The 13743-nt window shown below is 36.6% G+C and carries 12 protein-coding genes; 7 read left to right on the plus strand and 5 right to left on the minus strand.

Annotation, left to right across the window (positions count from 1 at the left end):
• The first annotated feature begins 59 nt into the window (after positions 1-59).
• Positions 60-1283, plus strand: a complete 1224-nt coding sequence (locus GSM_RS06550) for an MFS transporter (RefSeq protein WP_010077922.1) — start codon at positions 60-62, stop codon at positions 1281-1283.
• A gap of 40 nt (positions 1284-1323) precedes the next feature.
• Here GSM_RS06550 and GSM_RS06555 read toward each other — a convergent pair whose 3' ends face one another.
• Genes GSM_RS06555 through larA form a run of 5 tightly spaced genes read right to left on the minus strand, consistent with a single transcriptional unit; the run spans position 1324 to position 6184 of the window.
• Positions 1324-2046: an MIP/aquaporin family protein gene (locus GSM_RS06555; RefSeq protein WP_010077923.1), complete on the minus strand. Its 723-nt coding sequence runs from the start codon at positions 2044-2046 to the stop codon at positions 1324-1326.
• A gap of 6 nt (positions 2047-2052) precedes the next feature.
• A complete protein-coding gene (gene larE / locus GSM_RS06560) occupies positions 2053-2889 on the minus strand; it encodes an ATP-dependent sacrificial sulfur transferase LarE (RefSeq protein ID WP_010077924.1) in 837 nt (278 codons plus the stop codon).
• A 22-nt stretch (positions 2890-2911) separates the two neighbouring features.
• Positions 2912-4141: a nickel pincer cofactor biosynthesis protein LarC gene (gene larC / locus GSM_RS06565; RefSeq protein ID WP_010077925.1), complete on the minus strand. Its 1230-nt coding sequence runs from the start codon at positions 4139-4141 to the stop codon at positions 2912-2914.
• The gene (gene larB, locus GSM_RS06570; RefSeq protein ID WP_010077926.1) at positions 4138-4899 is read right to left on the minus strand and encodes a nickel pincer cofactor biosynthesis protein LarB; all 762 of its coding nucleotides are present in this window, start codon (positions 4897-4899) and stop codon (positions 4138-4140) included. The genes larC and larB overlap by 4 nt, the downstream gene beginning before the upstream one ends.
• Position 4900: 1 nt before the next feature.
• Complete coding sequence (gene larA, locus GSM_RS06575) at positions 4901-6184, minus strand: nickel-dependent lactate racemase (RefSeq protein WP_010077927.1); 1284 nt, start codon at positions 6182-6184, stop codon at positions 4901-4903.
• A gap of 223 nt (positions 6185-6407) precedes the next feature.
• Here larA and GSM_RS06580 point away from each other — a divergent pair, with 223 nt between their 5' ends.
• From GSM_RS06580 to GSM_RS06605, 6 genes are all read left to right on the plus strand, one after another.
• Positions 6408-7097 (plus strand): Crp/Fnr family transcriptional regulator, encoded by a 690-nt coding sequence (locus GSM_RS06580; protein ID WP_029327382.1) that lies wholly within the window; start codon positions 6408-6410, stop codon positions 7095-7097.
• A 138-nt stretch (positions 7098-7235) separates the two neighbouring features.
• Positions 7236-8531: an isochorismate synthase gene (locus GSM_RS06585; RefSeq protein ID WP_010077929.1), complete on the plus strand. Its 1296-nt coding sequence runs from the start codon at positions 7236-7238 to the stop codon at positions 8529-8531.
• A complete protein-coding gene (gene menD, locus GSM_RS06590) occupies positions 8528-10228 on the plus strand; it encodes a 2-succinyl-5-enolpyruvyl-6-hydroxy-3-cyclohexene-1-carboxylic-acid synthase (protein ID WP_010077930.1) in 1701 nt (566 codons plus the stop codon). The genes GSM_RS06585 and menD overlap by 4 nt, the downstream gene beginning before the upstream one ends.
• A gap of 2 nt (positions 10229-10230) precedes the next feature.
• Positions 10231-11040 (plus strand): 2-succinyl-6-hydroxy-2,4-cyclohexadiene-1-carboxylate synthase, encoded by an 810-nt coding sequence (gene menH / locus GSM_RS14070; protein ID WP_010077931.1) that lies wholly within the window; start codon positions 10231-10233, stop codon positions 11038-11040.
• The gene (gene menC / locus GSM_RS06600; RefSeq protein ID WP_010077932.1) at positions 11037-12155 is read left to right on the plus strand and encodes an o-succinylbenzoate synthase; all 1119 of its coding nucleotides are present in this window, start codon (positions 11037-11039) and stop codon (positions 12153-12155) included. The genes menH and menC overlap by 4 nt, the downstream gene beginning before the upstream one ends.
• A 410-nt stretch (positions 12156-12565) precedes the next feature.
• Entirely contained in the window at positions 12566-13420 is an 855-nt protein-coding gene (locus GSM_RS06605) for a DegV family protein (RefSeq protein ID WP_010077933.1), read from the plus strand.
• Positions 13421-13743: the final 323 nt, after the last annotated feature.

Genomic DNA, 13743 nt, shown 5'->3' on the forward strand with positions numbered 1-13743 from the left:
TAGGCGAAAATAAGATTATAATAAACTTACCTTTTAACAATTCATTGGAGATGACATGCATGCTTGCAAAACTAGAAAAATGGCAACGTAATCTGATTGTCTTATGGATTGGCTGTTTTATTGCAGGCATTGGTTTTAGTGAGATTGCACCCTTTCTTTCCCTTTATGTCGCTGAACTTGGCAACTTTAGCAAAGGACAGCTAACTATTTATAGTGGCTTGACTTACGCAATTACCTTCCTCGTTGTTGCTGTAGTCTCACCTATCTGGGGCCATTTAGCAGATCGGCGTGGTCGTAAAATCATGTTACTTCGATCTTCCCTCGGAATGGCAATCATAATCGCTGCCTGTGGTTTCGTCCACAATATCTGGTCTTTATTGATTTTACGTTTTCTTCAAGGACTGTGTGCAGGCTATATTCCTAATGCATCTGCACTAATTGCAACCGAGTCTCCGAAAGAAAAAAGCGGCTCTGTTTTGGGTATCCTAACTACAAGTTATGTCTCTGGTAATCTGATTGGACCTGTCTTAGGAGGATTCCTCGCCCAAGTATTTTCAATCAGAATTACCTTTGTGCTTACTGGAATACTTTTATTAATTGTTTTCTTTTTAAGTTTGTTTTTTGTGCATGAGACTTTTACCCCAGCTCCTGAGTCTAAGAAAAAAATAAAACATATTTCACCACTTTCACAACTAAAGAATCCTAAGATAATTATTGTGCTTCTTTTTTCAACGATGATTATCCAAATGGGAAATAACTCAATCACACCAATCATCAGTCTATATGTCAAAGAGCTCATGCATAATGTTGGTCCAATTACAATTATAGCTGGGATAATTGCAGCTTTGCCGGGACTATCAACACTGATTGCTGCACCAAAACTTGGTGAGTTAGGTGATCGCAAAGGAAACCGCAAAATTCTTGTATTCGGTTTCTTATTTGCCATTATTATGTACTTTCCCCAAGGATTAGTGACAAGTGTTTGGATGCTTGGTGTTTTACGCTTCATGATTGGTATCTCAGATGGCGCACTTTTTCCAACAATTCAGACCATCCTATCAAAAGAATCACCTTCAAAGTTGACTGGGACTGTATTCAGTTGGAACCAGTCCTTTCAAGCCCTGGGCAGTATGTTTGGTTCTCTCATTGGAGGAATTATTCCAAACTTTTTTGACTATAATGGTGTGTTCATCTTTACTGCCTTATCCCTATTAATAAACTTTCTTGTTGTTATTATTTTTTTACCTGAGCTTAGGCCCTCTTATAACAAGAATAAAAAATAACAAAAAAGCAGTGCGGCAATATTACCGAACTGCTTTTTTGTTAATTAAAAATACCTTGATATAAAGTTGTAGCTACAATTGCGCCTACAATTGGTGCTATTACAGGTACCCAACTATAAGAGAATTGTGAACTTCCTTTGAATCTAAATGGCCATATAGCATGTAACAGCCTTGGGCCCAAATCTCTGGCAGGATTTAGTGCGGGACCTGTTGGACCACCAAAGGAAACAACAAGACACATTACTAAGAAACCTAATCCTATGAAATCTGCACGAGAATCAACCTTATCGGCTGTAATGCATAATGCACCAAAAACTAACATAAATGTACCGATGAATTCATTGATAAACCCGTTAAGTTTACTGTTTGCAGCATCAATTGTCGAAAAAGTCCCCAGGATTGATTCTGGATTTTCAGTCTCATCGTAGTATGGACTATAAGCCAGAATAATCAACAATTGCCCAAAAATTGCTCCTAACATTTGTGCAACAATATATGGCACAACTTCATGCCAAGGAAAACTCCCTACAACTGCCAACCCGATTGTCATTGCTGGATTAATTTGTGCCCCTGAAACGGTGGCAAACATTAGTGCTGGAATCATAACACCAATCCCATAACCAAAGCCAATTAGGACCCAACCGCCATGAAAGCCCTTTGTCCCTTTTAGTTCAACGTTAGCTACCGAACCGTTACCTAAAGCAACCATGATAGCTGTTCCCAAAAATTCTGCTATACAGCGTATAAATAAAGAATAATGCATCGAATTCTACCCCACTAAAATATTTAATTTTTCTTCTTCTGAAAGTTCTTGGTTCATACGTCCACTGACAAATCCTTGCAAATCGACCGTAATATACTTGTAGCCGATTTTATTAAGCTTTTCAGTTATGGCTGTCTTCTTAGCAACTAAGTTCACAATTTCTTTTTCAGGTACTTCAATTCTTGCCATATCCTCGTGAACTCTAACTCTAACAGTCATAAATCCTTGTTCTCTCAAATATTTTTCGGCAGCTAAGACACGACGTAATTTTTCACTCGTTAATTCAGTATTGTATGGAAAACGTGATGAAACAGAACATGAAGGAATTTTGTTCCAATTCTTTAATCCCAGTTTTTGTGAAAGTTGACGAACTTCATCTTTATATATATCAGCTTGTTGCAAAACAGAAACAGCTCCTGCTTCATCTCTTGCACGAAGTCCTGGACGAAAATCAGCTGCATCATCCATAATCATTCCATCCAATACTACATCTGTATCAAATCTTTCAGCGATTTCCATTAATTTGGCATAAAAGATTTTTTTCATGTAATACCATGAATTTGGTTTATTGTTTTTTACATGCTCATCTGCCAAATAGTCTAATTGTACGCCCTTTACTTGTGCGCCCAATTCTCCTGCCAACTTAATTGCCTTTTCATATTCATCATCTGAAAAAAGCTCAGAATTTGCTACCACTGCTAAGACGTTCTCTTTCCCAAGTGCATTGATTGCTTCTTTCAATACAAGTGTTGAATCGATTCCGCCTGAAAATCCAATCACAACTCGTTTGTAACTTGCCAAAATCGATTGTAATTTCTTTTCTTTTTCTATTAATGTACTCATTTTAAAAAACTCCTTTTATGATTTAATTATTTTGTACAAACTCCATAATTCGATTTCTTAACTCTCTTACTGCCACTTTATTTTTTCTTGCCAAATCTACTAGTTCATCATGCTCCAACGAGATTTTTGAAAAACCGTCATAGGATAAGTATTTAACGTGGATATCACCGAATCTTGTCTTTACAGACTTGACACTGCGCTGCATTATTTTTCTATTCATCAGTTGTTGTCTAACACCGATTGATGGCGTCTTTTCAAATAATATTTTCACCAACTCTTCACTCTTTGTTGGTGCTGCCAGCAGACACAGCTTGTACGCCGGACGTCCCTTCTTCATAATAATTGGTTCCGTCCATACATCTTTGGCTCCCTTTTCAAGAAGTATCTGCGTTGCGTCAGATAACTCTTCTCCTGTAACGTCATCTAGATTGGTTTCTATCAACATTATTTGATCTTGCTCTTGCACAACTCTTTGATTACTCAACAAGGAATTACAAAGGCACCCTCTTAGCGCGTTCAAACTGCCTGTTTCTCGTGTTCCAAAACCATATCCCACTTGTTCAACTACCAAGTTATCTGGAATTCCACCAAATGTATCCGTTACAAATTTTATAATTCCAAATCCTGTCGGGGTTACTAACTCCGTGAGCACATCTTCTCTTTGTCTAAAAGGTACTTCGCTATTTATTCTCATCTGCATCACTGCGGGAACAGGTACAGGCATTATCCCATGTGCTACCTTGATTGTTCCAGTTCCATCCACGAGTGTTCCGCAAATAACCTTGTCTATCTTCAACAGCTCTAAGCCAATAAAGAATCCTACAACATCAACAATTGAATCTATTGCTCCAACTTCATGGAAATGAATCTCATCAATTTTCTTACCATGTACCTGTGCTTCAGCCTTAGCAATTTCTTCAAAAACGGCACAAGCTGCTTTTTTTATACTTTCACTCAATGAAGAATCATTAATAATACTCTCAATAGTAGCTAAGTTTCTTCCATGATGATGAACTTTTTCAGCACCTTCATCGGTGTGATGTCCTTTAAATTCTGCGCTCAATGTGACTTCAAACAGATGTCCCTTGATTGCTGATTTAGCAGTTTTTGTCAGAGTTAATTCATATCCGGTTACCTCTAATTTTGCCAATTCTCTCTTAAAATCTTCGAAATTCAGACCCAGATCAAACAGCGTACCCAGCAACATATTTCCACTTACTCCTGAAAAGGGATCAAGATATAAACTTTTCATTTTGCCGCCTCCGCTAAATGATTTATTTTACTTGCAGAATAACCAGCACCAAAACCGTTATCAATATTCACCACTGTAATGCCAGTTGCACAGCTGTTTAACATTGTTAGTAATGCTGCCATTCCATTGAATGCCGTCCCATAGCCAACGCTGGTTGGAACTGCAATCACTGGAGAACTCACTAATCCGCCTACAACAGAAGCTAACGCTCCTTCCATTCCAGCAATCACGATAACTACCTGTGCAGCTCTGATTTCATCTATTCGTGCAAACAGTCTATGAATTCCAGCAACCCCGACATCATAAATTCTTACAACGCTATTGCCAAAAGCCTCCGCAGTGACTGCAGCTTCTTCAGCAATCTTCAAATCAGAAGTCCCGGCTGTAACAATGGCAATCTTCCCGATTGTCTTAGCTACCGGATTCTTTTCCCACAATAACATTTCAGAAACCTCATCGTAGTGCAGTTGTGGTAAGCTTTTCCTAACTTCTTTTGCTTTTTGGGAATCGACTCTTGTCACAAGAATGTTATTTTGTTTCTCTAACATTGCTTCAACAATTCCAATTATCTGCTCAGCCGTTTTACCCTCGCCATAAATGATTTCCGGAACACCGGTTCTTTTATTTCTTTCCGTATCAATCTTAGCGAATCCCAAATCGGTAAACCCAGAGTTATTAATAATCTCAGTCGCATCTTCCACACTTATTTGTTTTTCAGAAACAAGCCGAAATATTTGTCTTACCTTTTCCGCTTCCATACTATTTCTTACCTTTTACAATTACTCCAAGTCCATCAGGAATAACAACAACTTTTGCTTTTTCGCCTTCGCGTTCATAAGCTTTTTTCATTGCTTCATCCAGTGAAGTTGCAAGTTCCATATGCATATTGGTAATTAATTCTGGATCAACAAGATCTGATACAAAAATAACATGATGATTTACTAAAATACGTGCTAGGATCTGTGATGTCCATTGATCTGGAACTGTCTCAAGTCGCGGTGTATTAATAGCTTTATCAAGAAATTCCTTAGGATCAGCAACATCAGCGATATTGTGATAGAAGCCTTCACCACCGTGTCCATCTCTGCAGCCTGCAACCATAATAATTGTTCCACCAATCTTATTAGTTGCTTCGGCTGCGGTCATACCTTTGACAGCCTGATATATATTTTGGTCTAAAGGATAACCACCATTTGTCGAAATAGTAATGTCAGATTCAATTGCGTCAACCTCTGATAATGATTCCACAAACTCTGTTCCTTTTTTGTGAGCCTTCTCCAAGTCACCTGCAAATGAGCCAATAATCTTTTTATCTTCATCAAGCACAACATTTAAGATAAATGCTAATTTTACTGTCTTAGCAGCATAAACCATGTCTTCATGAATTAGATTATGATTCAAGTTCCCAGTTCTTGAATGTTTATCGTTGATAAATTCACCTGAATGATTTGCCATAATTGTTTTATATGATGAAATACCAGGTAAAACAGCTTTTCTTCCACCAGAAAAACCGGCAAAAAAGTGTGACTCAATAAAACCTTCTGAAATTAACAAATCCGCTTCTGTTGCGACTTTATTAACGATGAGATCACCACCTGAAGGCAACTTGCCAACCTTAACCATGTCTTCATCGCGCTCAGAATAATGCATCACAATTTCTTCATTATCAACAATTTCCTTGCCATATTTGTTGATTAATTCCTCCGTTGTTGAAGGTCTATGGAATCCAGTTGCGACTAGGATTCTAACCCTTGCATCTGGAGCGGCTGAACGAATTCTACGCAATAGAATTGGTGTAATTATTTTTGAAGGAACTGGACGTGTATGGTCAGAAGAAATAATTACAATATTCTTTTTACCTTTTGCCAATTCTTCTAATTTTGGAGAAGCTGTTGGATTATCCAGCGATCGTTCCACCAACTCTTTTTCTGAATATTTTGCATGATATGTGGCTGCCTCGGAAACTAAAGATCCCGCAAAATTTTGTTCATCTATTTTTGCAGTAACCGTTCCACGATCATAAGGAAGCTTTATCTCAACCATCTAAACTTCATCTTCTTTCTTTTTTGTTCATAAATAATAGTAACTGCTATGTTTATATCTTTTCTTGTCAATAAGTATTGTTTGAAAACATTATTTAAGTGTATGTTCTTTAAACATTACCAATTGATAAGATGATATGATAAAATTAGGAGTATTATTTAAATCAACTAATAAGTTTTACATAATGAGAGGATAAACAATGACTAATAAGATAACTAATAAAATGACGAATAAAGATATAGATTACCTTGTGAAATTCCTAAAGGATAAACAAATTTCAACTATTACAAAGGATTATCACACTTATTTGACCTTTCATGGATTAAAGGCAGCAAGCGTATTCATACTTAAAGAAGGTATCATTAAAACTTCAGTAATTTTGCAAGATGGCAGAGAATTTAATATTTCATATATTAATCAACCCGATGTAATATCCTTGTTGCATGATGAAGCTCTGCAATATGATGAACAGCCTTTTAATGTGCGTATTGAATCACCCACAGCGACTTTTTATCAGATAAATCGTGTAAAATTTTGGAAATATGTTAATAATAATTCGCAACTCCAAAACTATGTCAAACAATATTATCGTCATAGATTGTCAGAGAACTTTTCACGTTTACAAAGATTGACAATGAATGGCAAACTAGGTGCTTTGGCCAGTTTTTTAAGAGACTTGGTCCTAAAATTTGGTCTTAAATTACCAAATAGTTCAAAAATATTAATTAATTTTGATGTTACCAATGAAGATATTGCTGGTTTCTGTGGTATTGCAACTTATGCAAGTGTTAGCAGAATGATGAAGAAACTTAAAGAAGAAGGCGTGATTGAATTCACGAACAATGGTGAATTCAGTAAACGTAGAATTGTTGTCCGCAACGTACAAAAACTAGATGATTATATTGCCTATTAAGCAAACTTATCAAATTATATATTTAGTGCATCAGTGGTCCTTTCTAAACATAGTCTGACAAACTGTATGGTAAAATTAATTAATTGAAATTATTTTGTAAAATCTTATCACCATCAAAATATTGTAAGGACTGTTTTTATGAGTAAAAAAATCTATTACACAAACAGCGAACTGCAGCCTGTAGATGAAAAAAAGCTGATTGCTTTGGCCCCAAAATATGATAATGCTTTTATATTTCAAACTCCTGAGGGTCTCAGGCTTTATTCATTTGGCTCCCTTTCGCAAATAACTCCTGGCAGCCACGAAAATCAGTTTACTGCTGTTTCTCACTGGAAAGATCATTTACATTCACTGCTTACTCCAATAAATGCAGCTGTCCCTCCACAGGTTGTTGGGGGGTTTAGTTTTTCATCCGAACAAACTGGCAAATCAGTCTGGGGTGATTTATCAAATGGTTATTTCTTTTTACCAAAATATATAGTTATCATTGAAAATAATAACTTCACACTTATAACTAGTAGCTTTAATAAAACCGAGATTACACAAGAAAAGATTGCTTTTATTTCTCAATTGTCTGTCATTACTATATCAAATCGACAATTGAGTAATGCAATAGTGGCGAAGAAAGAACTTAATGTAGATAAATGGGCAGCTGCCGTTGCAAAAACAACCAAGCTTATCAAAGAAACCGATTTAAAAAAAGTTGTCCTTGCACGAAACTTGCAAATTGAATTAGCTCATAAACCTGAGCTTTGTTTACTATGGCAAAGGCTTCAGTTTACACAGCCTAATACTTATCATATTCTTTTAAAGCAAAAAGAATTGCTTTTTCTTAGTGCAACTCCCGAGCGTTTTGCAAAATTTGGTGCCACCTATTTTGAAACTGCGGCAGTTGCTGGAACAACTCGTCGTGGAGATACTGCATTAGAAGATAAACAATTAGGGAACATACTCCTTGCAGATAAAAAAAATCGCAGCGAGCAACAATTTGTCGTCAACGAAATCAATAGCAGTTTAAAAAAAGCTGGTTTAGTTACCCACCATCCCATGGAACCGATCTTACTCAAAAATAAAAATGTACAACATCTTTTTACCCCTATCAAAGGAACTGGGTCCTATAACTTATTTTCTTTATTAGACAGCCTGCACCCTACTCCCGCATTAGGGGGATTACCACGAAAAAAAGCATTGCTGCAGATTGATAAAATAGAGCCATTTATGCGCGGACTGTTTGGGGCACCCATTGGTCATATTTCGTTTGACGGTACTGGAGAACTAGCGGTCGGGATTCGTTCTGGTATTATAAGCGGTACTACAGCATTCCTATTTGCAGGCGCTGGAATCGTTACTGACTCAATGCCCGAGACTGAAGTTGCAGAGACTAGAATGAAATTTAATCCAATCTTGAATATTTTAAAGGAAGATAATGAATGAAACAAAATGAAACTTTAACAAAACATATCTCACTTATTCTAAACGGTTTGTTGCTTCAAGGACTCACAACAGCCGTAATTGCGCCAGGATCACGCTCAACTCCCTTTGCCTTGGCATTAGCACAGTTAGCACGTGAGCAAAAGATTCAACTCTTTGTTGATGTTGATGAGCGATCAGCTGCTTTTTTTGCCCTAGGAATTGCAAAAAAAACTAACAAACCGGTCTTAATAGTATGTACTTCTGGAACTGCCGCAGCAAATTTTTATCCTGCGGTCTGTGAAGCTGCAATTTCACACGTCCCATTGCTTGTATTAACCACTGATCGTCCACCTGAACTCACAAAAGTTGCTGCACCTCAAGCACTTGACCAAGATCATTTTTTCGGTAACCAAGCTAAAGACTTTTTTGAACTTCCATTACCTGAAATCAATCAGGACTCACAAGACTATACTAATTATGTCGTTCAAAAAAGCTTTCAAATTGCACAAAGTAATCCCGCGGGTCCTGTTCATCTTAATCAGCCTTTGCGGAAGCCTTTGATGCCTGAATTACCAATCAAATTCAATCAAGACCAACAGAAATATGCTACGCTTCCAAACACTCCTGTCTTGCCCACCAATCTGATTACGGAACTACATGCTTCACTGCAGAAAAAACGGGGAATAATTTTGGCTGGGCCAAATCAGCGTACAACTTCTAATACTGCTATGCTTGAGTGGGCAAAAAAAAGTGGTTGGCCTATTTTAGCCGATCCTTTAAGTCAATTGCGCGGTCTTCCTAGCCTTAATGTTATTACTTGTTATGATTCTTTATTGAAAACCAAATCAGATAAATTAACTGAATTAATCCCAGAAGTTATTATTAGAACTGGTCAAACATTTGTTGCAGCCTCATTAGCATTATTTTTAAAAGAAAGTCATGCTACAATCTACTCACTTGACGAGGGAAATAAACTAAATGATTATACAAAGACTGCAACATTTTCGTTAGACATATCATCAGAATCTTTCTTTAATCAACTTCCACCTGTCAGCGTACATGGTGAATGGTTACACAAGTGGTCTACACTTGAAAAAACATATACCTCTATCAACAAAATCGATCCTACTAGTACGTTGAATGAACTGGATGTCGTCAGAGTAATTTCAGCAACTAAGAACAAAGAACGTAATTTATTTGTCAGTAATTCAATGCCAATTCGTGATGTTGACAGTGTTTTCCAGCCTTCAACTTTTCTTCGTGTTTTCTGTAATCGTGGGGCTAATGGTATTGATGGTGTTGTATCAACAGCTTTGGGAATCAGCACAAAAGCCACCGATAGTCTTTTATTAATTGGTGATTTAGCTTTCTTTCACGACATGAACGGATTAATGATGGCAAAAAAATATCATTTAAAAATAAAAATTATTGTTATCAATAATAATGGTGGTGGCATATTTTCATTCCTCCCTCAAGCGGGAAGCCCAGGTTTCGAAGATGTCTTTGGTACACCACTCGATATTGATATTGAACAAGTAGCTAGGTTATACCACGCGCAATATTCATTGGTTACGACTGTGACCAACTTGAAAGAACATTTGAGTACCCCTGCGCATACACTCGAAATCATTGAAGTAAGGACTAATAGAAAAAATAATGTTGACCTTCGACAGGAATTAGTTGATCGATTTGCAAGGCAAATTGCAAAGGAGCTTTAATAATGTTTTTTGAAACCAAATTTTCGAAATATTACTACACAGTATTCAAGAATAGTTCTGCACCATTTTGTTGGTTGCTTCTGCATGGCTTTATGGGATCACACAAAGAATATCTTAATATTGCAAAAAAACTTCCTGGAATGATTATTATTCCCGATTTATTGGGACATGGACAGTCTGAAAGTACTGGAAACATTGAATGTTTTTCCATTGAACAACAAGCTGATGATTTGGCCACATTATCCAGACAAATTACTAATCAGAAAATCAATGTTTGGGGCTATTCAATGGGCGGCCGACTAGCACTTGCCCTAACATTCAGGCACCCTAGTATTGTGAATCATCTCTACCTGGAAAGCAGCACTGCCGGAATTAAGGACAGTACTGACCGCAAGGCTAGGATTGCTAACGATCAGCACTTAGCTCTCAACCTGCAACAAGACGACCTTGTCAATTTTGTAAATTTCTGGGAAAATCTTCCCCTCTTCAACAGTCAAAAATCCTTACCTTCCGAAATACAAACATTTGTACGTACACAACGCCTGCAACAATCTAGCTCTGGTTTATCTAAAAGCCTTCTGGGGATGGGAACTGGCCAAATGCCTAATTACTGGGATGAACTGCCTTCATTGCAGACTATCACTACCCTTTTTGCCGGTGAATTTGATTTTAAATTCAGCAGCATTACACACGATATGCAACTTCTTATTCCTAATTCTGAACATTTTGTCATATCAGGTGTTGGTCATAATATTCACCTAGAAAATCCTAATGAAATTTTGGCAATAATACGCAAGAAGGAATGTATATGAAAATTATAAAGATGCACCTGCTCCCAATAAAGCTCCAGTTAAAGACACCTTTTATCAGTAATCACGAAACAATTTCAGAACGTGAAATCACAGTTATTGGATTAAAAAATGATGCAGGTATTTGGGGCTACGGCGAACTTGAAGCTTTTTCTACACCCTATTACACGCCAGAAACTCAAGAATCAGCTCGCTTAATTATTAGAAAAATAATCGGTCCTTTATTAAAAAACATCCAAATCAACCAACCAGAAGAAATAACTAATATTTTTAGTAACATTGCGGGAAATCAGATGGCAAAGGCTGCAGTTGAAACAGCCGTGTGGGATCTTTTTGCAAAAACTCAAAAGAAAACATTAGCCGCACTAATCGCACAAAAAATGAATACTACGTATCGTCAAAATGTTCCAGTGGGGATTAGTATCGGGGCCAAATCTACTTTTACAGAGCTAAAAAATAAAGTCTTTTCTGCAAACTCTCAAGGTTACCAGAGAATCAAGATTAAAGTGACTTCATCTGAAGAACTTGTTATTATAAAAAGGATATTGCAAGAATTTCCAAATCTAACTTTCATGATTGATGCAAATTCAAGTTTCAGTCTAAATACAACTGCCAAATTAGCTGAACTTGCTGCACCTAATCTAGTAATGATTGAACAGCCTTTGCGAACTACTGATCTCGTTGATCACTCCAGACTTCAATCAAGAATCAAAACACGACTTTGTCTTGATGAGAATATATTTTCATTGGATGATGTAAAAACAGCATATACGCTTAAAAGTGCCCAAGCAATAAATTTAAAAATTGCTCGCGTTGGTGGGATAACAAACTCATTGGCAATAATAAACTTTTGCTGGGAACACAAACTCCTTGTATGGTGTGGCGGTATGCTTGAAGCTGGTATTGGGCGTGCAACTAATCTAGCACTTGCAAGTTTGAACGGATTGAACTTTCCCGGTGATATTTCAGCATCTTCTCGTTACTATTTTAAGGATGTTATAACATCCGAGTTCATACTTGAACACGGTATGCTCTCGGTCCCAGTTGAATTAGGTATCGGAGTTGTCCTCAATTCCATGTTCCAAAAGGCACTTCAAAATACAATTTCTCTTTTATAATTTTTTAATCTTTAAAAAAACTAAAATTATCGTCACAAATAATTCACATTTTTACTCCATAATTCATTACATACCCTAGTAATATATCTTTTTCTTTTCCCTTGTTGTAAGAGTTAATAACTCATATGACAAATGATATCTACGTCTTTAACGCTCCCCCAAGTGTTGGAACTTTCTAGATATCATAGTGGACACAGTCATTGTTGATTGTGTCTTTTTTTATTATTTTACTAAGTATAATCGATAACTTGATTCTCTTATTTCTGTTATAATTTATATAGTATAATTAGTAACTATCTAGACTCAAAGTTTACGTGACATTGAATTAAAAACCATTTGGCGTATAATAAGAGTATAAATAAGTAATGTTAATAAATAAAAACAGATTAAAAATCTAAGGAGCATACAGCATGACTAAATCCATTAAAATCCTGACTGACTCTTCAATTCAACTCACAGCTGAAGAATTGCAAGAATATTCGATTAATATTATTCCTTTATCCATTGAGATTGACGGAAAAACATTCATAGATGGTGAGAATATCTCGCGTCAAGAGCTTATTGATCATCTGCGTGCTGGAAGATTTCCCAAAACCAGCCAACCAGCCCTAGGAAAGTTTGTGGAAATGTATGATGAGCTTGGTGCAGACGGCAGCTCAGTTCTTGCAATTATGATTTCTGATGTTTTAAGTGGTACTTGTGCAACTGCACAAACCGCTGCTGGTATGACAGATACTGAAGTAACTGTTATCAACAGTAAATCTACAGATCGTGGTCTGGCGTATCAGGTAATTGCAGCAGCAAAAGACCTAGCAGCTGGGAAAAGCCTCGAAGAAATTAAAGAACATTGTTTAGAAATTCATAAACGTACCAGAATTAATGTTTTGATTGATAATTTAGATTGTTTGGTAAAAGGGGGGCGTGTAAGTCGCCTAGCTGGTACCCTGACAAAACTAATTAACCTCAAAGTTATTGTTGAATTGGGCGATAAAAGTCTTGATCCTGTTGTCAAAGGAAGAAGCAAAAAAACCTTCGTTAAGTTTTGCGAAGAGCTTGCCAAGCGCCACATTGATAATCCAATCATTGATTTAGCTCTTTCGCATGTCGATCCAGAACCTGAGTTTTTAGAAAGACTAAAGAAAACAATACTGGGTGAAAACAGCCATGTTCCATCTTTGATAAGACTAACTAGTCCAATAATTATGACTCATACGGGATTAAATGCTATTGGTGTGATTACCCTATCAGAAAAGGAAGATCTTTAAAAATTAGTCGACTATTTCATTCTCGCATTTTTAGTTGTTTAAAGTCATGGATAATTTCGAGTTACGAAACATGTTTATACAGAATAAATAAAAGGGAGTGTGACATAAGTCGGTAAAATTTGAGTACTAACAAGAAATTACGAACATAGCAAGTAATTTGCTATGAGTAGTTCGAGGTTAGACGAAAAATTTTGATTTATGGAACACGTTTATCCGGAATAAATAGAAGAGCTAGGTTAAAATTTCACTTTTGGCCCAGCTCTTCTATTTATTAACAAAAAATTCAAAATTAGCCACCCAGCTATTCTAACGAAAATTTGTGT

The organism is Liquorilactobacillus mali KCTC 3596 = DSM 20444, assembly GCF_000260415.1.
Classification (GTDB): Bacteria; Bacillota; Bacilli; order Lactobacillales; family Lactobacillaceae; genus Liquorilactobacillus; species Liquorilactobacillus mali.